This window comes from Rhizobium sp. FG113 (assembly GCF_057809895.1).
On sequence record NZ_JBMDKV010000004.1, the window covers coordinates 199,419 to 223,164 of the forward strand.

Sequence of the window (23,746 nt, forward strand, 5' to 3'; positions counted from 1 at the left end):
CGTGCATGAAACTGCTTGAAACATACATATTGCGGCGCGTGGGCCAGATGTTTCTCGTCGCCCTATTGCCCGTGCTCGCGATCATCTGGACGACGCAGGTGCTTCAGCGCATCAATCTGGTGACGGATAGCGGCCAGTCGGTCGGCTCGTTCGCCAAGCTCGCCACGCTTATCCTGCCTTCGATCATCCCTGTCGTGCTGCCCTTCGCGCTGGTCATCGGCGTTACCCAGACGCTGACGACGATGAACAACGATTCGGAGCTTGCCGTTATCGATGCCGCCGGCGCGCGCCGCAGCATCATCTGGCGCCCGATCATCATCCTCGCGGCCATCATCAGCGCCTTCTCGTTCCTGGTCGACAATGTCGTCGAACCGAAGGCAAAGACTGGCGCAAGGCAAATGATTGCAGCGGCTTACGCCGATCTGCTCTCAACCGTGATTGAAGAGAAGAACTTCCGCCAGATCGATACCGGCCTCTATGTGCAGATCTCCGAGCGCCTCGCCGGACGCGTGCTCAAGGGCCTGTTCGTCGTGGACGAGCGCGACCCCGCCTTCCAGCTGATCTACTATGCTCGCGAAGGCGCTGTGGACGAAAAGGGCACGTCACTGATCATGCATGATGGCGAGGTGCACCGGAAAACCACGACCGGCGACGTGTCCATCATCCGCTTCGATTCCTATTCGTTCGACCTGTCCGACCTCACGCAGAACCGTGGCCAGTCGACGCTGCGCGCGTCCGACCGCGAACTGCCGTTCCTGCTCAATCCCGATCCTACGGACAAGGACTACATCGCCAAACCCGGCAGCTACGTTGCGGAGCTTCACAGGCGCTTGACCGACTGGATGCTTCCGCTCGTCTTTTCGCTGATTTCTCTAGCGATTGCCGGCGATGCGCGCTCGCATCGCGAGGCACGGCTGCACCCGATGGTATCGGCACTGGTGCTCGCGTTTGCGGTTCGATGGGCGACGTTCTACGCCGCCAACCAGATCGAAACGAAACCGATATTCATCGGCATCCTCTACGCGCTGCCGATCGGAATCAGCGCGTTGGCGATTGTCTCGCTGGTTTCGCACAAACGAATCTCGCTGCTTGGCTTCATCGGCAACTGGATCGCCATCGGCTGGCGCAAGCTGCAGCAGCGCCTCCCCCGGTCGGCCGGAGGTGACGTATGATTTTCGGTACGCTCGGACGCTATTTCTTCCGCCGCTACGCGACGACGGCGATGTGGTTCTTCCTCGGTGTCATCGGCATCGTCTACCTCGTCGATTTCAGTGAAACCGCTAGCCGCATGTCCGGCCTGCCCGGCTATACAGTCACGGGCGGATTGCTGATGACCGCAGTGCGCCTGCCGCTCATTCTGCAGCAGACGGTTCCCTTCATCGCACTTTTCGTCGGCATGACCGTACTGATCGGCCTCAATCGCAAGTACGAATTGGTCGTGACGCGCGCGGCCGGTATTTCGGCCTGGCAATTCATGTCGCCTTTCATCGCCGGCGCATTTCTGCTCGGCGTCGGCGTGATGACGATCCTCAATCCGCTTGCGGCATGGGGACAGCGGCAGGCAGCCAGCGTCGAGAGCAACTGGCGCGGTGACGCCGGAGCCTCGAAGGGTGGCCCGCAGGTGCCGTGGATTCGCCAGATCAGCGGTCAGGACGATGTCATCATCGGTGCGCGAAGCGTTCTTGAGGATGGAACGATGCTTGTCGACGCAGTGCTCGTGCACTTCGATTCGAGCAATCACATCATCCTCAGACAGGACGCGACGTCCGCAAAATTGGAAGATGGTTACTGGCTTCTTAAGAACGTTATCGAGCGTCGCCCCGGCGAGATCGCTCAGCGTAAGGATGAGGTACAGGTCCGTACCAATTTGAAACGGGACTTCGTCGAACAGAGGCTTACCGCCCCTGAAACCATTGCGTTTTTTGATCTCTCGAACCGAATCAACATTGCCAAATCCTTCGGGATTCCGACCAAGGCTCTAGAGACCCAATTCCACTCTTTGTTGTCCCAACCACTGTTGCTCGTGGCGATGACTCTCATTGCTGCAACAGTGTCCCTAAAATTTAGCCGGTTCAACCAATCGAGGTCCGTGATTCTGGGTGGCATCCTGGCAGGCTTCGTGCTTTATGTGGTCACCGTGCTTGTGAAAGCATTCGGAAGCAGTGGGGTTGTCCCGCCTTTCGTGGCGACGTGGATTCCGGTCATCGTCGCCTTGGCTTTGGGTGCAACAATTCTGCTTCATCAGGAGGATGGCTAGTGGCGGCAGGCAACCGCAAAAGTGTTCGTAAGCAGTTGGTTGCCCTGTTCGCAGGCGTAGCCCTGTGCAGCTATACCGGCAACGTGCCCGTTGCCATTGCGCAAGACGCTTTGCAAAACATGAAGCCCAATGTCTCGAAGGAAGCCAAGATGCTTCTTTCGGCCAATGAGCTCGTCTATAACAAAGATGCCGAGGTCGTTTCGGCCGTAGGTGGCGTGCAGATCAATTACGCCGGCTACAAGATGGTCTCGCAGCGAGTCGAGTACAATCAGAAGACCGGCCGGATGATGGCGCTCGGCAATGTCGAGCTCGTCAGCCCAGACGGCACGCGCATGTATTCCGACAAGCTCGACGTCACCGATGACTTCGCCAACGGCTTCATCAATTCGCTTCGAATCGAGACACCCGACAACACGCGCATCGTCGCCGAAACCGGCGAGCGGGTCGGCGGCACGGAGATGATTCTCAACAAGGGCGTCTACACAGCCTGTCTGCCCTGCGCGGAGAAGCCCGAGAAACCGCCATTCTGGCAGGTGAAGGCCGAACGGGTAATTCAGAACGGCGAGAAGCACACGATTCGTCTCGAGCACGCGCGCATGGAGCTGCTCGGCCATCCGATCGCCTATGTTCCTTGGCTCGTCGTTCCCGACAACACCGTCAAGCGCAAGTCCGGCTTCCTGTTCCCGAGCTTCGTCAGCGCGCAGAATCTCGGCTTCGGCCTATCTGTCCCCTACTATTACGTGATCTCGCCCAGCATGGACGCGACGGTGACGGGTACGGGATACACGACGCAGGGCTTCCTGGCCGACGCCGAATTCCGCCAGCGTTTCGAGAACGGCACGCACACTCTGCGCGTGGCCGGTATCAGCCAGATGAATTCCAGCACCTTCACTGAAGGAACCAGCGACGCGCAGAACGATGCTCGCGGCATGATCGCCTCGAAGGGCGCCTTCCAGATCAATCCGCGCTGGTCTTTCGGCTGGGATGTAATGGTGCAGAGCGACAATAACTTCTCGCGCACCTACAAGCTCAAGGGCTACGACAACTCGACGCAGACCAACCAGATCTACCTGACCGGTCTCGGTAAGCGGAACTACTTCGACCTGCGCTCCTTCTATTTCGACGTGCAGGACGCCGATCCTTCGAACACCGCCGAGAAGAAGCAGGCGATCGTCTATCCGGTGATGGACTATCACTACGTGGCGCCGCAGCCGCTTGCCGGCGGCGAAGTCTCGGCCGACGTGAACTTCACCAATATCTCGCGCGGGCACGACGATTTCTACGATGTCGCCGGCTTCGATCGATACCGTGGCCTTAGCGGCCAGACGTCGCGCCTGACTGGCGAACTGACGTGGAAGCGTACATTCGTGACGCCCGCCGGCGTTCTGATCACGCCGCTGCTTTCGGCTCGCGGCGACGCGCTGGCGCTCAACATGGACGACCCGGTCGGTTATGGCGGCAACTACGACACGAGCGATGCCGCAACGCGTGGCATGGTGACGGCCGGCCTGGAAGTTCGCTATCCGATCCTCGCCACCACCGACAACAGCACGCATGTGTTCGAGCCGATCATGCAGATCTATGCGCGCCCGAACGAATCGCTGGCCGGCAGGCTTCCGAACGAAGACGCGCAGAGCCTCGTCTTCGATGCGACCAATCTGTTCGAACGCGACAAGTTCTCCGGTTACGACCGTATTGAAGGCGGCACACGCGCTAACGTTGGCTTCCAGTACACCGGCACCTTCGACAACGGCTACAAGCTGCACGGCATCTTCGGCCAGTCCTTCCAGCTGGGCGGACAGAACTCGTTCGACACCGACGATCTCGTCAATGTCGGAGCCGATTCCGGCCTTGAAACCACGCGGTCCGACTATGTCGGTCTCGGCGGTATCGAGACGCCGCAGGGCTTTGCATTCGCCGCTTCGTACCGCCTCGACGAAAAGAGCTTCGAGCTTCGCCGCGGCGACCTGACGGCCGGCTTCGAGACGGACGCGTTCCAGAGCCAGCTTCTCTACACGCACGTCTCCGCGCAGCCGGAATATGGCTACGACACGGATAACGACGAACTCCAGACGCGCGCTCGGGTCAAGTTCAAGGACTACTGGTCGATCTTCGGCGGTATCGCCTACGATCTGAACAACAACACGTTCACGCGCCAGACCATCGGCCTCACATACGAGGACGAGTGCACGATCTTTACCATCGCCTACTCCGACAAGCGCGACACCAGCGACCAGTCGGCAAGCGATTGGACGATCGGCGCGAGGCTGACATTCCGTACGCTTGGCGACATCAATGTCGGTGATGCCAGCGAGCTCGGATACGGTAACATCTACAACAACTGATCGATTTTGTAGCACGGCGAAAGAAAGGGGCCTTTCTTTCGCCGTAACGCTATGCAGGACATTGTGGCCATTGGATATATGCGGCATATGCTGCTGCGTCTCGAAGGCAGCAACGCTGACGTTATCTCGGTAAGATAGGCGCGCCGCGACGCGAAAGCGCGGCGTCAATGGGAAGGGTCGACAGATGATTGGCGCGAAGAACACCGTAAGAACGATGATCGCAGGCTTGGCGTTCGCCACTGTCGCTGGCTTGGCACTGCCGAAGGCCAACATGGCCTATGCCGCGAGCGAAGTCCGAGTGGTCGTCAACGGGACGGCTCTCACCAGCGGTGACGTGGCCAAGCGCCAGGCCTTCCTGCGCCTGCAGCATCAAAAGGCGGATGCCAAGGCTGCTGAAGACCAGCTTATCGAGCAGACGTTGAAGGAACAGGAAATCTCCCGCGTCCGCATGTCGGTGTCCAAGGACGACGTTGATGCTTCCTTCGCGCGCTTTGCCACCGGCAACAAGCTGACGACAGCGCAGATGACGCAGATCCTCAACCAGGCAGGCGTCGGCGTCGATCACTTCAAGGCGTTCATCGCCGTACAGATGAGCTGGCCGCGCCTCGTCAACGCACGCTATGGCAACAGCAACAAGATGTCGAACGCCGACCTCGTTGCCCGCATGATGGAAAACAACAAGCAGAAGCCGGAGACCACCGAGTATATCCTGCAGCAGATGATCTTCGTCGTGCCCGCCAGCAAGAAGGGTATCGTCGGCAAGCGCAAGAGCGAAGCGGAAGCCTCGCGCTCGAAGTATCCGGGTTGCGAACAGGCGAAGGTTTTCGCCGCCACGATGCGTGACGTTTCCGTTCGCGACCTCGGCCGCATGCTGGCGCCGGAACTGCCGCCTGAGTGGAAGCCGCTGGTCGAACAGGCCAAGGGCAACACCACGGCAACGCGCGTGACCGAAAAGGGCGTCGAATATCTCGCAATCTGCAGCCAGCGCCAGGTCTCTGACGATCAGGCAGCCGAAATGGTCTTCCGTGAAGAAGATCTGAACAAGGCCAAGGACAAGAACGCGCCGCCGGAAAACGCCAACGCGACCAAGTATCTCGACGAACTGCGCAAAAAAGCGCAGATCGTTCGCCGCTGATGTCGATGACGCTCGCGTTTTCCCGTCCGCTTGCACTGAGCCAGGGCGATCCCGCCGGGATCGGCCCTGACGTCACATTGATGGCCTGGCTGCGCCGCCGCGAGCTTGGCCTGCCGCCTTTTATTTTCATCGGTGATCCTGACGTCCTTGCCACCCGCGCGCGGATGCTGGATCTGACTGTCGCGATCCGCGAGACCGATTGCGCTAGCGCAATCGACGTCTTCGCCGATGCCGTTCCCGTTCTGCCGATCCCCGCAGGAATTGAAGTCATCGCCGGCGAAGCGCATGTCGCGACGGCCCGAGGGACGATTGCAGCGATCGAGCAGGCTGTGTCGCTGACGATCAGCGGCGAAGCACTCGGCGTCGTCACTAACCCGATCGCCAAGTCCGTTCTCTATGAGAGCGGTTTCCGTTTTCCCGGACATACCGAGTTTCTGGCCGAGCTTGCGAAACGCGTGACCGGCACGCCCGTGACACCCGTCATGATGCTCGCCGGACCGAAGCTTCGCACGATCCCCGTCACGATCCACATCCCGATCAAGGATGTGTCGCAGGCGCTGACAGCGGAGTTGATCGTCGAGACCTGCCGGATCGCGCATGCCGATCTCGTCCAGCGTTTTGGCATCACCAATCCACGCCTTGCCGTCGCGGGCCTCAATCCGCATGCCGGCGAAGATGGCGCCATCGGCAAGGAAGACGCCAGTGTGATCCACCCCGCGATCCAGTTCCTTCGCGCAGAAGGCATCGATGCGATCGGCCCCCTGCCCGCCGACACCATGTTCCATGACGAGGCACGCGCGCGCTACGACGTGGCGGTCTGCATGTATCACGACCAGGCTCTGATCCCGGCCAAGGCGCTCGGATTCGACGATGCCGTCAACGTGACGCTCGGCCTGCCCTTCATCCGCACATCGCCCGACCATGGCACCGCCTTCGGCATCGCCGGCAAGGGGCTGGCGCGCGAGAGCAGCCTGGTTGCCGCACTGAAGCTCGCCGGACACCTCGGTCGCGTTTCCAAGAGCAATTCCTGATGGCCGCACTGGACGGATTGCCGCCGCTGAGCGACGTGATCAGGCGGCATGGCCTGGATGCGCGCAAGGCGCTCGGCCAGAACTTCATCCTCGACCTCAACCTCACGCAGAAGGTGGCGCGCAACGCGGGCCCGCTCGAAGACGCGACGGTGTTTGAGGTCGGTCCCGGTCCCGGCGGCTTGACGCGAGCGATCCTTGCACTCGGCGCCAAGAAGGTCATCGCCGTCGAGCGCGATCCGCGTTGTCTGCCGGCGCTTGCCGAAGTATCGGCGCATTATCCCGGCCGGCTTGAGGTGATCGAAGGCGACGCTTTGACCACCGACTTCGAGGCGCTGGCGCCTGAGGGACCGGTGAAGATCATCGCCAACCTTCCCTATAATGTCGGGACCCAGCTCCTGGTGAACTGGTTGCTGCCGAAGCAATGGCCGCCGTTCTGGCAGTCGCTGACGCTGATGTTCCAGAAGGAAGTGGGCTTGCGTATCGTCGCCGACGAGGAAGACGATCACTATGGACGGCTGGGCGTGCTTTGCGGCTGGCGTACGAACGCTCACATGGCGTTCGACATCCCGCCGCAGGCCTTCACACCTCCGCCGAAAGTAACCTCGACGGTGGTGCATCTGAAGCCGAACGAGAACCCGATCCCCTGCTCTGTCGCCAATCTCGAAAAAGTGACCCAGGCAGCATTTGGCCAGCGCCGCAAGATGCTGCGCCAGAGCCTGAAGCCGATCGGCGGCGAGAAGCTACTCGAAAAGGCTGGCATCGATCCGCAGAGACGCGCGGAGACGCTTTCCGTCGAAGAGTTCTGCCGCCTGGCAAACAGCCTCTAAGCCCTCCACGCTCACCGAGATCAATGTTAGCTTGCGCGAAGGCAGCGGCCTTTTATGCTTGTTAAACACTACGAATCCAGTCGTCTTGACTTGGGAAAACCAAGTATTTCCGCGACCGAAAACCAACTTTTTCTCAACGATGCGCTTTAACATCGTGTGAATGCGGTTTGCCTCATCGACTGTCATGAAACTGTTGTCTCTGGGGAATAGCCCGTTCCCGGCGAGACTCGTTGCGCAAGCAAACAAGTAGCCCCCTATTGATCTCGCCGTCATCTTTTCAGCTTTCAGGAAAGCGAACCCTTATGCGTACCAACAGATTTTTGACGACCTGTTTCGGCATCGGCCTCGCGGCCGTCATGGCCGCCTCCGCTTCCGCCGCCGATATCACCGGCGCCGGCTCCACCTTCGTTTACCCGGTTCTTTCCAAGTGGTCGGCTGACTACAACAAGAAGACCGGCGACAAGCTGAACTATCAGTCGATCGGTTCTGGCGGCGGTATCGCCCAGATCAAGGCCGCGACGGTCGATTTCGGCGCCTCCGACAAGCCGCTCGAATCCAAGGAACTGACGGATGGCGGCTTCGGCCAGTTTCCGCTGGTTGTTGGCGGCATCGTTCCCGTCATCAACGTCAAGGGCATCAAGTCGGGCGAGCTGAAGCTCACCGGCAAGGTTCTGGCTGACATCTACCTCGGCAACGTCACCAAGTGGAACGACAAGGCCATCGCCGACCTGAACCCGGGCGTTAAGCTGCCGGATTCGCAGATCGCCGTCGTTCACCGCTCGGACGGTTCGGGCACCAGCTTCAACTGGACCAACTACTTCTCGAAGGTCAATGCTGACTGGAAGTCCAAGGTTGGTGAAGGCACCGCCGTCAACTGGCCTGTCGGCATCGGCGGCAAGGGCAACGAAGGTGTTGCTGCCTACGTAACGCGCGTGAAGGACTCGATCGGTTACGTCGAATACGCCTATGCGCTGCAGAACAAGCTGCCCTACGTCCTCATCGAAAACGCTGCCGGCAAGTATCCGAAGCCGAACGCCGAGAGCTTCGGCGCTGCCGCAGCCAGCGCCGAATGGGATAAGGCTCAGGACTTCAACCTGATCATGACCAACGCTCCTGGCGACAAGGCCTGGCCGGTCACGGCTACGACCTGGGCAATCATGTACAAGCAGGCCAAGGACGAAGCTCGCTCCAAGGCTGCCTTCGAGTTCTTCAAGTGGGCGCTCGAGAACGGCCAGAAGCAGGCTTCCTCGCTCGACTACGTTCCGCTTCCCGATAGCCTCGTGAAGCAGATCGAAGCCTACTGGACCGCCCAGTTCAAGGGTTGATCCCCACACTGTCGAAACGGCCGGAGAGCTCTGCTTTCCGGCCGGCTTAACTTTGATTGCCCCTCAAAGATTAGAGAACAGACAATGAGCCAAGTTTTGGCATCGCAGCGCGCCGAGAGTGTCGGCGTGAAGCGTCGCCATGGCGTGACCGGCGACATGGTATTTTCCGCGATCGTGCTGTGCTGCGGCATGTTCGTGCTGATCGCGCTTCTGGCGGCGACCTTCTCCATGGGTTGGGGCGGCCTGCTTGCCTTCCGCACCTTCGGCCTGGAATTCCTCTACGGCACCGAATGGGACCCCGTCGCCCAGAAATTCGCCGGCCTCGTGCCGATCTACGGAACGCTGGTCACCTCGGCGCTCGCGATGATCATCGGCGTCCCCATCAGCCTCGGCATAGCGGTGTTCGTCACCGAAGTGGCGCCACGCTGGGCGCGCGGACCGATCGGCGGCGCCATCGAATTGCTCGCCGGCATTCCGAGCATCATCTACGGCATGTGGGGCCTCTTCACCTTCGCGCCCTTCATGGCCGATTATATCCAGCCCGTTCTGATCGACTGGCTCGGTCCGCTGCCGGTTATTGGCGCGCTGTTTTCGGGCGCTCCCATGGGGATCGGCATGCTGACGTCGGGCATCGTGCTCGCCATCATGATCATCCCCTATATCGCTTCGGTCATGCGCGACGTCTTTCTCGTCGTCCCGGCACAGCTGAAAGAATCGGCCTACGCGCTCGGCTCGACCAAATGGGAGGTCGTGCGCGATATCGTCATCCCGCATACCCGCACCGCCGTCGTCGGCGGCATCTTCCTCGGCCTCGGCCGCGCGCTCGGCGAGACCATGGCCGTCACTTTCGTGCTCGGGAATACGCATAATATCGCGATCTCGCTGATGGAACCCGGCAACTCGATCGCTGCGGCCATCGCCAACGAGTTCACCGAGGCCGATACGGATCTCTATCTGTCGTCGCTGATCGGCCTCGGCTTCATCCTCTTCGTGGTCACCTTCATCGTGCTGGCCGCCGCCAAGCTGATGCTGCTCCGGATCGCCAGGCAGAAGGGAGAATAATCATGACGACATCCAACTCCCTTTATCGCTACCGGCAGATCAAGAGCGCCATCGCCTTGTCTCTCGCGACGGTCGCCACGGTGATCGGCCTCATCTTCCTCGTCTGGATCCTGTGGACGACGTTGATCAACGGCATCACGGCGCTCAGCCCTCGCCTGCTGACCGAAATGACGCCACCACCCGGCGAAGACGGCGGTCTGGCCAATGCCTTCATGGGCAGCCTTCTGATCGTTCTCATGGCCGTTGTTCTCGGCACGCCGATCGGCATCCTGGCCGGCACCTATCTTTCGGAATACAGCCGCGGCAAGAAGATCGGCGATCTCGTTCGTTTCGTGAACGACATCCTGCTCAGCGCGCCGTCGATCATCATCGGCCTTTTCATCTACGAACTGGTGGTGCGGCAGACCGGGCGCTTCTCCGGCTATGCCGGCGGTATCGCGCTTGGCTTCATCTTCCTGCCGGTCGTGGTACGCACCACCGACGAGATGCTGCGGCTGGTGCCCGACGTCATGCGCGAGGCCGCACTTTCGCTCGGCATCCCGCGCTGGAAGGTGACGGTGCATGTACTCTATCGCGCCGCGTCCGCCGGTATCCTGACCGGCGTGCTGCTTGCTGTCGCCCGTATCTCCGGCGAGACCGCGCCGCTTCTCTTCACCGCACTCAACAACCAGTACTGGAGCACGGATATGTCCGGGCCGATGGCCAACATTCCGGTCGTCATCTTCCAGTACGCGATGAGCCCCTATGACGAGTGGCATACGCTCGCCTGGGCCGGCGCCTTTGTCATGACCGCCATCGTGCTGTTGCTCAGTGTCGGATCACGAATCATCCTGAGCAGACGGGGGAAATAATGCTGCAATCTTCCAGCGCACTCGACACCGGCAGGACCGCGAATACCATGAAGACCAACAAGATCACGCTCGAAAACGTCAACTTCTTCTACGGGAAGACGCAGGCGATCCGCGATGTCAGCATCAGCTTTCCGGAGCGGCAGGTCTCGGCCCTGATCGGCCCGTCTGGCTGCGGCAAGTCCACGCTGCTGCGCATCCTCAACCGCATCTACGCGCTCTATCCGGGCATGCGGGCAACGGGTACCGTGAAGCTCGATGGCGACAACATTCTCGACCCCCGCTATCCGATGAACGAACTGCGCGCCCGCGTCGGCATGGTGTTCCAGAAGCCGGTCCCCTTCCCCATGTCGATCTACGACAACGTCGCCTACGGCATCCGCCATCATGAGCGGCTGTCGAAGACGGAGATGGACGGGCGCGTGGAAGAGGCCCTGCGGCAGGCGGCGCTTTGGGACGAGGTGAAGGACAAGCTCAAGCAGAGCGGTCTCGGCCTCTCCGGCGGTCAGCAGCAGCGTCTGTGCATCGCGCGCGGCGTGGCGTTGCGGCCAGAGGTTCTACTGCTCGACGAGCCGACATCGGCGTTGGACCCGATCTCGACCGCCAAGGTCGAGGAACTGATCGCGCAGTTGAAGGCGAACTTCACGATCGTGATCGTCACCCACAACATGCAGCAGGCGGGCCGTATCTCGGACAACACCGCCTTCATGTATCTGGGCGAGCTTGTCGAGCATGGCCCGACATCGCAGATATTCGAGGCGCCGAAGAACAAGCGGACCGAAGACTACATCACCGGTCGCTACGGCTGATCATCGTCTAGGAATGACGCCGGCGCGAAGGCGCCGGCGGATTGATCAGAGCACCGGCGTCTCTTCGATCAGGCCGGTCACGAAGTCGAACATGCCATGGCGGCGATCGCGGCGCAGGCGTTCGGCGCGGACGATCGACTGCACGGCCTCGAAGGCAGTGTTCAGGTCATCGTTGACGATGACATAATCATATTCGCGCCAGTGGGCGATCTCGGCACGGGAATTGGCGAGACGCGTGGCGATTACCTCTTCGGAGTCTTCGGCGCGGCGGTGCAGGCGCGACTGGAGTTCGGTCATGGTCGGCGGCAGCACGAAGATCGATACGATATCGGCCTTCATCTTTTCCTGCAGCTGCAAGGCACCCTGCCAATCGATGTCGAACAGCATGTCGCGGCCATCGGCCATGGCGGCCTCCACCGGCTCGCGCGGCGTGCCGTAGAAATTGCCATGCACTTCCGCCCATTCGAGCAGCTCGCCGCTGTCGCGCATGCGCTCGAATTGCGGGATGGTGATGAAATGATAGTGCGTGCCGGCAATCTCGCTCGGGCGACGCTGGCGCGTCGTCACGCTGACCGAGATTTCAAGGCTGCGATCGCGCTCCAGGAGGTTGCGCGCGATGGTCGACTTGCCGGCGCCGGAGGGCGAAGACAGGACAAGCATCAGCCCGCGACGGGGGATCACGGTGGGGGTGCTCGACGGGGTCGGGCTCATGGCTCACTCCAAATTCTGAACTTGCTCGCGGAACTGGTCGATGACCACTTTCAACTCAATACCGGCTGCTGTCACGGCAGCCGCATTGGACTTCGAGCATATTGTATTCGATTCCCGGTTAAATTCCTGTGCAAGGAAATCGAGCTTGCGTCCGATCGGGCCGCCCTTGGCGAGCAGGTCGCGCGCGGCGGCGACATGCGCCTTCAGCCGGTCGATCTCTTCGCGCAGATCAGCCTTGGTCGCCAGGATCGCCGCCTCGGCGTGGAGCCTATCCTGATCGAACTTGCCGGATGCATCCATCAGCATCGCCACCTGGGCCGCAAGCCGTGCCGCGATCTCGCGCGGCGAGCGCGATGGGTCGCTTTCCACGACCCCCGTCAGACGCTCGATGATCGCCACCTGGTCGAGGAGCACGCGGGACAGAGCCGCCCCCTCCTGCTCGCGCATATGCCGGAGATCGGTCAGCGCCAGCGACAGACCATTCATGATCTCGGCATCGCGCGCGGCGATGGCTTCCGGGCTATCCTCGGTCTCGCGGAAATCGACGATGCCACGGATGCCGAGAAGCGTATCGAGCTTCAGCGGCGCCGGATCGATAATTCCCGCCAGCTGATCGCGCAACGACAGAACGGCGGCAAGCGCCTCTTGGTTGAGAACGGTTTCGACGCGGCTCTCGGGCGACGAGACGGATAGCGACACCTGCATATTGCCGCGGCTGAACTGCTCGCCGGCAAGCCGCTTGACGTCGTTTTCCAGCCGCTCGAGGCCCGGCGGCAGGCGCAGGCGGATATCCAGGCCCTTGCCGTTTACCGAGCGCAGTTCCCAGGCCCAGCGCCAGCGATCGGTCGTGCCTTCGCGCCGCGCAAAACCCGTCATGGACTGCAAAGCCATGGAAGCCTCCGATAATGTCAGTTTCTCTTTTTCTTCGGAGCCGGAGCAGGCGCTGCCGGCGCATCGGCGGGCGTTGCCGCATCGGGCTGCCCGTCGACCGCGATATTCGGATCGGCGCCCTTGTCTGCTTCCAGCTTGCGCCAGCGCCGGACATTGGCGTTGTGGTCCTCAAGCGTGGCGGCGAAGACATGCCCCCCCGTGCCGTCGGCCACGAAGTAGAGGTCCTGCGTCTTCCACGGATTGGCGACAGCTTCCAGCGCATCGCGGCCGGGATTGGCGATCGGCGTCGGCGGCAACCCCTTGATCACGTAGGTGTTGAAAGGCGTCTCTTTCTTCAGGTCCGACTGGTAGATCGGCCGGTCGGCCGGCTTGCCGTCGCCGCCGAACAATCCATAGATAATCGTCGGGTCCGACTGCAGGCGCATGCCCTTGCCGAGACGATTAAGGAAAACCGAGGCCACATGGGCGCGCTCGTCTGGAACGCCGGTTTCCTTTTCGACGATGGAAGCGAGAACGATCATCTCGTCCTTCGACTTGAAGGGCAGCGAGGGATCGCGCTTGTCCCAGATCTGGTCCACGAGCTTCTGCTGGGCAGCGGCCATCTGCTCGATGATCTCGGCGCGCTTGGTGCCGCGCGAGAACTTGTAGGTATCGGGGCGCAGGCTGCCCTCCGCTGGCAGGACGGTCGGCAGGTCACCTTCCAGTACCTGGTCCTCGTTCATGCGGTTGAACATCTGGCGGACGCTGAGGCCCTCGGGGAAGGAGATCGAATAGAGGATGGACTTGCCGGATTTCAGCAGTTCCATGATCTCGTTCATCGAGGCATGCGCCTTGATTTCATACTCACCGGCCTTGAGGCTTTCGCCATCGTTCAGATGGGTGGCGGTGAGATAGCGGAAGACGCGGCCATCGGAGATGATGTTGTTACGCTCGAGATTGAACGCGATCTCGGTGATCCCTGCGCCGTTGCGCACGATGAAATTGGTGTTGGCCTCCAGCGGACCGGGGCTCTGGTAGGTGGAAATCGCATAGTAGAAGACGACGACGGCGGCGGCGCAGCCGAGCACCACCAACGTCATCAGGAAGTTCAGGAAAATGACGACCTGGCTTCTGGCCTTCTTGGAGCGCTTCGGCGGCTCCGGCACGCGCTCCGGGCGCAGCGCTTCGGTTGGCGATTTCGGAATGATCGGGCCACTCTGCGACTGCTGGCCCTGCTGGCCGGTCGTGTCGTTGCTCTGGTTCGTATCGCTCACCGGCAATCCTCTAAATTTGGCCCCAAAAGCTGCTTCTTGCGAAGCAATGCGGCGAAATGCGGGTGGGCAGCCATCGGATCGGACTGCCCTGCCCGTTGCGGACGTCGTGGGTCAGTCTCAGGCGACGTAGCGGCGCAGCACCAGCGATGCGTTTGTACCGCCGAATCCGAAGGAATTCGACAGCGCCACGTTCACTTCCCGTTGACGCGCCTTGTGCGGGACGAGATCGATCTTCGTCTCGCGCTCGGGGTTGTCGAGATTGAGCGTCGGCGGCACGACGTTGTCGCGGATCGACAGCGTCGCGAAGATCGCCTCGATGGCGCCGGCAGCACCCAGAAGATGGCCGGTAGCGGACTTGGTCGAGGACATGGAGATCTTCGACGCGGCATCGCCAACCAAGCGCTCGACGGCGCCGAGCTCGATCGTGTCGGCCATGGTCGATGTGCCGTGCGCATTGATATAGTCGATGTCGGCGGGCGTCAGGCCAGCGCGCTTCAGCGCCATCGCCATGCAGCGGCCGGCGCCCTCGCCGTCTTCCGACGGCGCGGTGATGTGGTAGGCGTCGCCCGACAGGCCGTAGCCGACGACTTCAGCGTAAATCCGTGCGCCGCGCGCCAGGGCATGTTCGAGCTCTTCGAGAACGACTATGCCGGCGCCCTCGCCCATGACGAAGCCGTCACGGTCCTTGTCGTAGGGGCGCGAGGCCTTGGTGGGGTCGTCGTTGTGCTGCGTGGACAGCGCCTTGCAGGCCGCGAAACCGGCGAGCGAGATGCGGCTGACCGGCGATTCGGTGCCGCCGGCGACCATGACATCGGCATCGCCGAAAGCGATCAGACGGGCAGCATCGCCAATGGCGTGCGCGCCGGTCGAGCAGGCGGTGACGACGGAGTGGTTCGGTCCGCGCAGCTTGTGACGGATCGAGACCTGGCCGGATACGAGGTTGATCAGACGGCCTGGAATGAAGAAAGGAGAAATGCGGCGCGGGCCCTTGTCACGCAGCGTGTAGCCTGCCTCGACGATGCCTTCGATGCCGCCAATGCCGGAGCCGATGAGGACGCCGGTGGCAATCTGGTCTTCGTCGCTCTCGGGATGCCAGTTGGCATCGTTGAGCGCCATGTCGGCCGCGGCCATGCCATAGATGATGAAGGGATCGACCTTGCGCTGTTCCTTGGGCTCCATCCAATCATCCTGATTGAAGGTGCCGCCGGTGCCATCGCCGACGGGAATACGGCATGCGATCTTGGCCGGAAGGTCATCGACTTCGAACTCGGTCACGAGGCGTGCGCCGTTTTCACCCGCCAGCAGGCGAGCCCAGGTCACTTCCGTGCCGCATCCCAAGGGAGACACCATGCCAGTGCCCGTAATAACCACCCGTCTCATCGACTGCATTCCCCCGCCTTTTGTGTTCTATGGAGACCATGCCAGAAATAAAAAGGGCGGACTCCGGGTCCGCCCTTTCTAAAGTGCTCAGGATTAAGCCTGGGCCTTTTCGATAAACTTAACGGCGTCGCCGACCGTCAGGATCGAGTCCGCAGCGTCGTCAGGAATTTCAACGCCGAATTCTTCTTCGAACGCCATGACCAGTTCGACGGTGTCGAGCGAGTCAGCACCCAGATCGTCGATGAAGCTTGCGCCTTCGACAACCTTGTCGGCGTCGACGCCAAGATGATCAATAACAATTTTCTTTACGCGTTCTGCGATATCGCTCATGTCGGTTTCCTCGACCTTATAATCCTGATCAGAGAGCCTTTATGGCACCCTACCCTGTTTCAGCCTGCGGCGCCCTAAAGCCACCTTCGGCAAACTCGTTGTACCCGGCTACCAGAGATGTCCCAGGCTTGCTTGGAAAGCCCGCCGGTCCGTCTTCTTTCTCGGGAGACTGTTCACAGTCATGGCCCGATTAACACGGTTTATGTCTGCCGCAAAGCCAGAAAATCAACCCCATAGGGTTGGTGAACAGGCTATTGCGGGGAAAAACGGCCCGAAAGCCAGTTTTCCGTTTCAGATCATGGCCATGCCGCCATTTACATGCAAAGTCTGGCCCGTCATGTAGGCCGCTTCCGACGAAGCCAGGTAAGCAACAGCGGAGGCCACTTCGGCACCGGTGCCCATGCGCTTCATCGGGATCGCGCCCATGATCGCGTCCTTCTGCTTGTCGTTCAGCTTGCCCGTCATCGCGCTTTCGATGAAGCCCGGGGCCACGCAGTTGACCGTCACGTTGCGGGTCGCGATCTCCTGGGCAAGCGACTTGGTGAAGCCGATCATGCCGGCCTTGGAGGCGCAGTAGTTTGCCTGGCCCGGATTGCCGGTGACGCCGACGATCGAGGTGATGTTGATGATGCGGCCGTAGCGGCGGCGCATCATCGGATGCGTCAGCTCGCGGGTCAGGCGGAACATCGAGGTCAGGTTGACTTCGATGACGCTGTCCCAGTCCTCGTCCGACATGCGCACGAAGAGGCCATCCTTGGTGATGCCGGCGTTGTTGACGAGGATGTCGACGCCGTCGAGTTCGGCTTCGGCCTTGACGCCGAGCGCCTTGACTTCGTCCCGATCGGCAAGGTTCGCCGGGAAGATCTTGACGCGGTCGCCGAGTTCATTGGCCAGCGCCTTGAGCTTTTCAACGCGGGTGCCGTGCAGGCCGACGATAGCGCCCTGCTTGTGCAGGATGCGGGCGATTTCTTCGCCGATGCCGCCAGAGGCACCAGTTACCAGAGCCTTGCGGCCGGAGAGATCGAGCATGGAAGAATTCCTTGTAATCGTTAAATCAATCAGGCCAGAAGAGCGGCAACGGCCGCGTCGATATCAGCCGGTGTGTTGACCGAGACGCCGGTCACGTTCTTGTCGATGCGGCGCGCGAGGCCGGTCAGGACCTTGCCGGCGCCGAGTTCGTAAAGCGTGGTGACGCCGTTTGCCGCGAACCATTCAACCGTTTCGCGCCAGCGAACCTGGCCGGTGACCTGTTCGACCAGCAGCTTGGCAATTTCGTCAGCGTCGGTGACGGGCGCGGCGCGCACGTTGGCGATGACGGGCACGACCGGGTTCGACTTCGCGACACCTGCCAGCGCTTCGCGCATCGCGTCAGCCGCCGGCGCCATCAGCGCGGAATGGAAGGGTGCTGAGACCGGCAGCAGGATGGCGCGCTTGGCGCCCTTTTCAGTCGCGATGGCAGCGGCCTTTTCGACCGGCGCCTTCTCGCCCGAAATCACGATCTGGCCGCCGCCATTGTCGTTGGCGATCTGGCAGGCGCCGAGAGCCGAGGCTTGCTCGCAGACGGCGATCACGTCGGCATGTTCGAGGCCGATGATCGCAGCCATGGCGCCGACGCCAACGGGGACGGCAGCCTGCATCGCGTTGCCGCGAATGCGCAGGAGGCGCGCGGTGTCGGCAATCGAGAACATGCCGGCGGCACAGAGAGCGGAGTATTCGCCGAGCGAGTGGCCGGCGACGTAGGAGACCTTGGCCTTGAGATCGACGCCCTTGGCTTCGAGCACGCGGATGACGGCCATCGACACGGCCATCAGCGCCGGCTGCGCATTGGCGGTCAACGTCAGCGTCTCTTCCGGACCGTTGAACATGGTCTCGGACAGCTTCTCGCCGAGAGCGTCGTCGACCTCTGCAAAAACGGCGCGCGCCTCGGCGAAATTCTCGGCAAGATCCTTGCCCATGCCGACGGCCTGACTGCCCTGGCCAGGGAACGTGAAAGCGATGGTCATCCTATGTCCTTTTTATATGGACCCGCGGTCATTTCGCCTCCAATTGACATTCTTTCCCCGAGAGTCAAGTGCCGGGGGCCTGCGTTCCAAGGCTTTCGCGACTGCAACAAAGCCGCAGATTTGCTCTTGCGCTTGCTCAATTCCGGCCTAAATTCGCGCCGTCCTTCAAAGACCTCATTCTTTTAAGATCACGATTAAGGCTCCCGAATGAAACACAAGAAACTTGGTCGCACCGATATCTCGGTGTCCGAAATCTGCTTGGGCACGATGACCTGGGGTTCGCAGAACTCCGAAGCCGAAGCGCACGGCCAGATGGACTATGCGTTCGAAAAGGGCGTCAACTTCTTCGACACCGCCGAACTCTATCCGACCACGCCGCTTTCCCCGGAAACGCAGGGCCTGACCGAAGACTACATTGGCACCTGGCTCGAAAAGACCGGAAAGCGCAAGGATGTCGTGCTCGCCACCAAGGTCGCCGGCCCCGGGCGCGCCTATATTCGCGGCGGCGAAGGCGCTGATGCCAAGAATATCCGCCTGGCAATCGAAGCCAGCCTGAAGCGGCTGAAGACCGACTATATCGATCTCTACCAGATCCATTGGCCGGTTCGCGGTCACTTCCACTTCCGTCAGAACTGGCACTACGACCCCTTCAAGCAGGACCGCGCCAAGGCTGTCGCCAACATCACCGATATTCTCGAGACGGTGGGCGCACTGGTGAAGGAAGGCAAGATCCGCGCGATCGGCCTTTCCAACGAGACGACCTGGGGCACGCAGAAGTATCTCACGATCGCCGAGCAGCTTGGCCTGCCGCGCGTCGTCAGCATCCAGAACGAGTACAACCTGCTCTATCGCCACTACGATCTCGACATGGCGGAAATGTCGCACCATGAAGATGTGGGCCTGCTGGCCTACTCGCCGCTCGCCGGCGGCATCCTGAGTGGCAAATACATCGGCGGCGGCAAGCCCGAGGGATCGCGCGGCTCGATCAACGGCGACATCGGCGGACGCCTGCAGCCGCTGCAGGAAGCGCCGACCAAGGCTTACGTGGAGATCGCCAAGCGCCACGGGCTTGATCCTTCCGCCATGGCCATCGCATTCTGCCTGACGCGCCGCTTCATGACCTCGGCGATCATCGGCGCGACGACCATGGCGCAGCTGACGACCGATATCGACGCGGCCGGCATCAAGCTGTCGAGCGAGGTACTGGCAGAGATCGAGAAGGTGCATCGGGAATATCCGATGCCGATCTGAGGCTAGAGTGTACCGGGCGCCTTGCTTTCAAGGCGCCCGGCTTCATCACGCTATTACAGCACCGGCAGCGGTCGGTTGGCCACGCTGCAGAAAACTGATTGACGGGGCGAAGAAATATGCGCCACCCATCAGCTTGACGGCGGTCTTGAAGTCAAACGGTGCAGTCGACGCTGTCCTGGCATCCGTCCAAGTTATGTCTCCGGGACCGTTCGGCTGCTGGCCGATGACAGGGTCGACGCCGGTGTTGGGTATCTGGAAGTCCGTGTTGTTCGCCCATGCGCTCTGGGTGAACTCGAAAACGTATCGCGGTTGCATTTGGTTGTATTGTATATTTTATACACGCAATACGTTATACACCCACTGATGGAAACGACAACACAGGCACACCAAAATAGCGTCCGCGCGCAGCTTGCGGCTCCCGCCCCTTGCGTTCTCCTGAAAAATCCGTATAAGCCGCCCTGTTCGCAAAACCCGGTCTTCTGGCTGGTGGCTGAACGGAGGGCCGGTTTCCCACGGGAAATCGTTCGGAACGGAAGCGTTCCAGCCTCCCGTGTCTCCGCTCTCGACCGTCTCGGAACGCTTTTCTTGCCTGGGTCTACCCAATCAGGAGCAGTCGTTGAGGCTTAGCCGCCGAATATCGGGTTGAATAAACGCAAGAAAGGCAAAGCTGTCATGGCTCTTTATGAACATGTATTCCTTGCCCGACAGGATATTTCCGCTCAGCAGGTAGAAGCCCTCGTAGAACAGTACAAGGGCGTACTCGAAGCTAACGGCGGTAAGGTCGGGCGCGTAGAAAACTGGGGCCTCAAGTCCCTGACCTACCGCATCAAGAAGAACCGCAAGGCTCACTACGTTCTCGTCGACATCGACGCCCCGGCTGCTGCCGTGCAGGAAATGGAACGTCAGATGCGCATCAGCGAAGACGTCCTTCGCTACATGACCATCGCTGTTGAAGCTCACGAAGAAGGCCCGTCTGCCATGATGCAGAAGCGCGACCGCGACGACCGCGGCCCGCGTGATGGCGCCGACCGTGGCCCGCGTCGCGAATTCGGCGATCGTCCGCCGCGTCGTGATGGCGACTTCCAGCGTGGCCCGCGTCCTGATCGCGCCCCGCGCGAAGACCGTGCATAAGGAGAACTGAGAATGTCTGAATCTTCCTCCGCACCGGTACGTCGTCCGTTCCACCGTCGTCGCAAGACTTGCCCGTTCTCCGGCGCAAACGCTCCGCGCATCGACTACAAGGACGTTCGCCTCCTGCAGCGCTACATTTCCGAGCGCGGCAAGATCGTTCCTTCCCGTATCACGGCTGTTTCGCAGAAGAAGCAGCGCGAACTCGCTCAGGCGATCAAGCGCGCTCGTTTCCTCGGCCTGCTGCCGTACGTCGTCGCTTAATCAGCTGACGAGACCAAATCGAGGGAAGGCAGCAATGCCTTCCCTTCTCCCTTTCGCGATGGGCGCGGATCGGAACCCTTAAAACCCATGTTGAGGCCTTTCTGAAACTGATTCAGAAAACGCCCTCTAACTGCTTGATGAAGCAGGACAGCGACCGTGAAACCACTGAATGCAAAAATGCTGGGCGTTGGAGCCCTCGCCGGGTTCGTCGCCGCACTTCTGGTGCTGGGCGCTGGCCGGCAGCCGTCGTCTTTCAGTGCTGTTCTCTACGCGGCTTCCGCGCTTCCCATTCTTCTTGTCGGCCTCGGCTGGGGCAACATGGCGGCGATCTCGGCCGTCGTTACCGCCGCCGTCCTCGGCGCGATCGCCATCTCGCCGTCCTTCGCGCTGATGATGACGCTGGTCACGCTTCTGCCGGCAGGCTGGATCAGCCATCTCGCCAATCTCGCGCGCCCCGCTTCCGAACTCGGCGGCCCCGATCATCTGATGGCGTGGTATCCGCTGTCGGATATCCTGCTGCATCTTTGCGGCCTCGTGACGTTCGCCGTCATCGTCGTCGGCGTGATGATTGGCTATGGCCCCGAACTGATCGACCGTCTGGTCGACGTGCTCTTCACCTCGGTGGCGCAGCAGCAGTCCGATTTCGCGCCAGACGCGGCCGTGATCGCGCAGACCAAGTCGCTCGTTCTCCTGCTCCTGCCGGCCATTCAGGGCGGCATGTGGGTGGTGATGCTGTTTGCCGCCTATTACATCGCGACGCGCATCGTTGCTGCATCCGGCGGCGGTCTTCGTCCGCGCGAGGATATCCCCTCCTCGCTCCGGATGAACCGCAACACGATCTTCATCTTCCTTCTCGGGCTTGCCGCAACCTTTCTGGGCGGCATCCCGGCGATGGTCGGAGCAACCGTCGTCGGCACGTTCGGTGCCGGCTTCCTTCTCTCCGGTTTCGCCGCGCTGCATTTTCGCACGCGCGGCAAGGAATGGCGCCTGCCGGCGCTTATCCTCTGCTACCTGGCATCTCTCATGTTGATGCTGCCAGCCTTTTTCATCCTCGTTCTGGGGCTCAGCGATACCCGCAAGGCGATCGCGCTCACCCCGAACAAGGATGCTGATGCCCCCAAACAGACAGATTCGAAACTCTAGGAACACGAAAGGAAAACTGACATGGACGTCATTCTTCTCGAACGCATCTCCAAGCTCGGCCAGATGGGCGAAGTGGTAAAGGTCAAGGACGGCTTTGCCCGTAACTACCTGCTGCCGCTCGGCAAGGCTCTGCGCGCCAACGACGCCAACAAGAAGCGCTTCGAATCCGAGCGCGCAACGCTCGAAGCCCGCAACCTCGAGCGCAAGTCGGAAGCACAGACCGTTGCCGACGCTCTCGAAGGCAAGTCCTTCATCGTCGTTCGTTCGGCTGGCGAAACCGGCCAGATGTACGGCTCGGTCGCTGCTCGCGACGTCGTTGAAATCCTGGCTGCCGAAGGCTTCAACATCGGCCGCAACCAGGTTCACCTGAACACCCCGATCAAGACGATCGGTCTGCACCAGGTTGAACTGCAGCTGCATGCTGAAGTCGAAATCAAGATCGAGCTCAACGTTGCTCGTTCGGCTGACGAAGCTGAGCGCCAGGCCAAGGGCGAAACCCTGACGTCGATTGACGCCATCTACGGCGTCGACGAAGACGCTCTGCGTCCGGAAGACTTCTTCGATCCGGAAGCCGACGGCAACGCCGAAGACGAATAAGGTTCGGGAGAGCAATCTCCAGAATGCGAAAGCCGGGCCTCGCGCCCGGCTTTTTGCTGTCCGCTATTCAATGGAAATTAGTTCGCCGCCGTCTTCTGCTCGGGTTCCGCGCTCTTGTCGACGCTGACGACAACCGAGAGGCCCGGCCCGAGGTTCTTGGCGGCCGGCTGGTCGGGATCGATACTGATGCGAACGCCGACACGCTGGGCGATCTTGACGAAATTGCCGGTGGCGTTGTCGGCCTTGATCACCGCGAATTCGGAGCCTGCTGCGGGCGAGAAGCGCTCGATGCGGCCGGTGAGCCGCTGACGACCCAAGGCATCGACCACGATCGAGACAGGCTGACCGACCTGCATGCCCTCAAGCTGCGTCTCCTTGAAATTGGCGACGACCCAGACCTCTTCCGGCACCACTGCCATCAATTGCGTGCCTACCGCCACGTACTGGCCGAGGCGAACGCCGATCTCCCCGAGATGGCCGTCGCGTGGCGCGAGGATCGACGTGTTCTGGAGATCGATCTCAGCCAGATGCACCGTCGCTTCCGCGCTTGCCACGTTGGCCTCCAACAGGGAGCGATTGACGATGATGGTCGCCAGGTTCTGCTTCGACACTTCAAGCGCCGACTCCGCCTGGTTCAACGCGGCCTTCGCTTCCTCGAGCGTCGCCTGCGCCTGCTCGGATTCGCTTGCCGAGGCAATGCCCCTGTCGTTGAGGTTGCTGATGCGATCCCAGGCAAGCTGCGCGCGCTTCAGCGAGGCATTGGCGCTATCGATCTGCGCCTGGCTGGAGGCGATGGTCGCTTTCGCCGACAGCTCCGACTGGCGGGAGTTCTCAAGCGATGCCTTCTGCCCCTCAAGCGCCGAGCGGGCCTGGGCCAGCTTCTGCGCGTAGATGCGGTCGTCGATCTTGGCCAGCACGTCTCCCTGCTTGACCTGCTGGTAGTCCTTCACCGGAACATCGACGATGTAACCATTCACCTGCGGGCTCATGATCGTCACGTAGCCCCTGATATAGGCGTTGTCGGTGGTCTCGACCGACGTCACGAAGGGCGGCAGCCGCCAGGCGTAAAGCACGAGCAGGATGCCCGCGATACCGGCGATAATGGCGATGAGGCTGGCAGGCGACCGGAAGAATTTCGACATGCGGTGAACTCGTG

Annotated in this window: 24 protein-coding genes; 15 read left to right on the top strand and 9 right to left on the bottom strand. The window is 61.1% G+C overall.

The window, feature by feature from the left end; genetic code table 11:
* Positions 1–5: 5 nt before the first annotated feature.
* The 10 genes from ACODTZ_RS13990 to pstB all read left to right on the top strand — a co-directional run bounded on the left by ACODTZ_RS13990 (position 6) and on the right by pstB (position 11,639).
* A complete protein-coding gene (locus tag ACODTZ_RS13990) occupies positions 6–1,172 on the top strand; it encodes an LptF/LptG family permease (RefSeq protein ID WP_489026406.1) in 1,167 nt (388 codons plus the stop codon).
* The gene (gene lptG, locus ACODTZ_RS13995; RefSeq protein ID WP_489026408.1) at positions 1,169–2,257 is read left to right on the top strand and encodes an LPS export ABC transporter permease LptG; all 1,089 of its coding nucleotides are present in this window, start codon (positions 1,169–1,171) and stop codon (positions 2,255–2,257) included. The genes ACODTZ_RS13990 and lptG overlap by 4 nt, the downstream gene beginning before the upstream one ends.
* Complete coding sequence (locus tag ACODTZ_RS14000; RefSeq protein WP_489026410.1) at positions 2,257–4,602, top strand: LPS-assembly protein LptD; 2,346 nt, start codon at positions 2,257–2,259, stop codon at positions 4,600–4,602. The genes lptG and ACODTZ_RS14000 overlap by 1 nt, the downstream gene beginning before the upstream one ends.
* Before the next feature lie 184 nt (positions 4,603–4,786).
* On the top strand, positions 4,787–5,737 hold the full coding sequence (locus tag ACODTZ_RS14005; protein WP_112941318.1) for a SurA N-terminal domain-containing protein: 951 nt from the start codon (positions 4,787–4,789) through the stop codon (positions 5,735–5,737).
* A 5-nt stretch (positions 5,738–5,742) separates the two neighbouring features.
* Positions 5,743–6,768 carry a 4-hydroxythreonine-4-phosphate dehydrogenase PdxA gene (gene pdxA, locus ACODTZ_RS14010; RefSeq protein WP_489026607.1) on the top strand — a complete coding sequence of 342 codons (1,026 nt, stop codon included), beginning with the start codon at positions 5,743–5,745 and terminating at the stop codon, positions 6,766–6,768.
* Positions 6,768–7,595, top strand: a complete 828-nt coding sequence (gene rsmA, locus ACODTZ_RS14015) for a 16S rRNA (adenine(1518)-N(6)/adenine(1519)-N(6))-dimethyltransferase RsmA (protein WP_489026412.1) — start codon at positions 6,768–6,770, stop codon at positions 7,593–7,595. Before pdxA ends, rsmA begins: the two co-directional genes overlap by 1 nt.
* 302 nt (positions 7,596–7,897) lie before the next feature.
* Positions 7,898–8,920 (top strand): phosphate ABC transporter substrate-binding protein PstS, encoded by a 1,023-nt coding sequence (gene pstS / locus ACODTZ_RS14020; RefSeq protein ID WP_489026414.1) that lies wholly within the window; start codon positions 7,898–7,900, stop codon positions 8,918–8,920.
* Between the two features lie 84 nt (positions 8,921–9,004).
* Positions 9,005–9,982: a phosphate ABC transporter permease subunit PstC gene (gene pstC, locus ACODTZ_RS14025; protein ID WP_489026416.1), complete on the top strand. Its 978-nt coding sequence runs from the start codon at positions 9,005–9,007 to the stop codon at positions 9,980–9,982.
* 2 nt (positions 9,983–9,984) lie between these two features.
* Positions 9,985–10,833 carry a phosphate ABC transporter permease PstA gene (gene pstA, locus ACODTZ_RS14030; protein ID WP_209233115.1) on the top strand — a complete coding sequence of 283 codons (849 nt, stop codon included), beginning with the start codon at positions 9,985–9,987 and terminating at the stop codon, positions 10,831–10,833.
* A gap of 47 nt (positions 10,834–10,880) precedes the next feature.
* Entirely contained in the window at positions 10,881–11,639 is a 759-nt protein-coding gene (pstB, locus tag ACODTZ_RS14035) for a phosphate ABC transporter ATP-binding protein PstB (RefSeq protein ID WP_489026609.1), read from the top strand.
* Between the two features lie 45 nt (positions 11,640–11,684).
* Here pstB and gmk read toward each other — a convergent pair whose 3' ends face one another.
* The 7 genes from gmk to fabD all read right to left on the bottom strand — a co-directional run bounded on the left by gmk (position 11,685) and on the right by fabD (position 18,207).
* On the bottom strand, positions 11,685–12,350 hold the full coding sequence (gene gmk, locus ACODTZ_RS14040) for a guanylate kinase (RefSeq protein WP_111561115.1): 666 nt from the start codon (positions 12,348–12,350) through the stop codon (positions 11,685–11,687).
* Positions 12,351–12,353: 3 nt separating this feature from the next.
* A complete protein-coding gene (locus ACODTZ_RS14045) occupies positions 12,354–13,241 on the bottom strand; it encodes a YicC/YloC family endoribonuclease (protein WP_113236581.1) in 888 nt (295 codons plus the stop codon).
* Between the two features lie 17 nt (positions 13,242–13,258).
* Complete coding sequence (gene mltG, locus ACODTZ_RS14050; protein WP_047513340.1) at positions 13,259–14,494, bottom strand: endolytic transglycosylase MltG; 1,236 nt, start codon at positions 14,492–14,494, stop codon at positions 13,259–13,261.
* Between the two features lie 117 nt (positions 14,495–14,611).
* The gene (gene fabF / locus ACODTZ_RS14055) at positions 14,612–15,874 is read right to left on the bottom strand and encodes a beta-ketoacyl-ACP synthase II (RefSeq protein ID WP_112941326.1); all 1,263 of its coding nucleotides are present in this window, start codon (positions 15,872–15,874) and stop codon (positions 14,612–14,614) included.
* Positions 15,875–15,967: 93 nt separating this feature from the next.
* Positions 15,968–16,204 carry an acyl carrier protein gene (locus ACODTZ_RS14060; protein WP_003502080.1) on the bottom strand — a complete coding sequence of 79 codons (237 nt, stop codon included), beginning with the start codon at positions 16,202–16,204 and terminating at the stop codon, positions 15,968–15,970.
* Positions 16,205–16,495: 291 nt separating this feature from the next.
* Entirely contained in the window at positions 16,496–17,233 is a 738-nt protein-coding gene (gene fabG, locus ACODTZ_RS14065; RefSeq protein WP_489026420.1) for a 3-oxoacyl-[acyl-carrier-protein] reductase, read from the bottom strand.
* A gap of 29 nt (positions 17,234–17,262) precedes the next feature.
* Complete coding sequence (fabD, locus tag ACODTZ_RS14070; RefSeq protein WP_489026421.1) at positions 17,263–18,207, bottom strand: ACP S-malonyltransferase; 945 nt, start codon at positions 18,205–18,207, stop codon at positions 17,263–17,265.
* 207 nt (positions 18,208–18,414) lie between these two features.
* Between fabD and ACODTZ_RS14075 the strand changes: the two genes are divergently transcribed.
* Positions 18,415–19,458: an aldo/keto reductase gene (locus tag ACODTZ_RS14075; protein WP_489026423.1), complete on the top strand. Its 1,044-nt coding sequence runs from the start codon at positions 18,415–18,417 to the stop codon at positions 19,456–19,458.
* 45 nt (positions 19,459–19,503) lie between these two features.
* Here the strand turns inward: ACODTZ_RS14075 and ACODTZ_RS14080 are convergent, their stop codons facing one another.
* Positions 19,504–19,773: a hypothetical protein gene (locus tag ACODTZ_RS14080; protein ID WP_489026425.1), complete on the bottom strand. Its 270-nt coding sequence runs from the start codon at positions 19,771–19,773 to the stop codon at positions 19,504–19,506.
* Between the two features lie 357 nt (positions 19,774–20,130).
* Between ACODTZ_RS14080 and rpsF the strand changes: the two genes are divergently transcribed.
* From rpsF to rplI, 4 genes are all read left to right on the top strand, one after another.
* Positions 20,131–20,589, top strand: coding sequence for a 30S ribosomal protein S6 (gene rpsF / locus ACODTZ_RS14085; protein ID WP_018898759.1), 459 nt, complete (start codon positions 20,131–20,133; stop codon positions 20,587–20,589).
* A 12-nt stretch (positions 20,590–20,601) separates the two neighbouring features.
* Positions 20,602–20,850 (top strand): 30S ribosomal protein S18, encoded by a 249-nt coding sequence (rpsR, locus tag ACODTZ_RS14090; RefSeq protein ID WP_007531286.1) that lies wholly within the window; start codon positions 20,602–20,604, stop codon positions 20,848–20,850.
* 156 nt (positions 20,851–21,006) lie between these two features.
* On the top strand, positions 21,007–21,993 hold the full coding sequence (locus ACODTZ_RS14095) for a YybS family protein (protein WP_112941330.1): 987 nt from the start codon (positions 21,007–21,009) through the stop codon (positions 21,991–21,993).
* Between the two features lie 21 nt (positions 21,994–22,014).
* Positions 22,015–22,590, top strand: coding sequence for a 50S ribosomal protein L9 (rplI, locus tag ACODTZ_RS14100; protein WP_489026428.1), 576 nt, complete (start codon positions 22,015–22,017; stop codon positions 22,588–22,590).
* Between the two features lie 77 nt (positions 22,591–22,667).
* On the opposite strand, the gene ACODTZ_RS14105 is transcribed toward rplI, so the two are convergent.
* Positions 22,668–23,732, bottom strand: a complete 1,065-nt coding sequence (locus tag ACODTZ_RS14105; protein ID WP_489026430.1) for an HlyD family secretion protein — start codon at positions 23,730–23,732, stop codon at positions 22,668–22,670.
* Between the last annotated feature and the right edge of the window lie 14 nt (positions 23,733–23,746).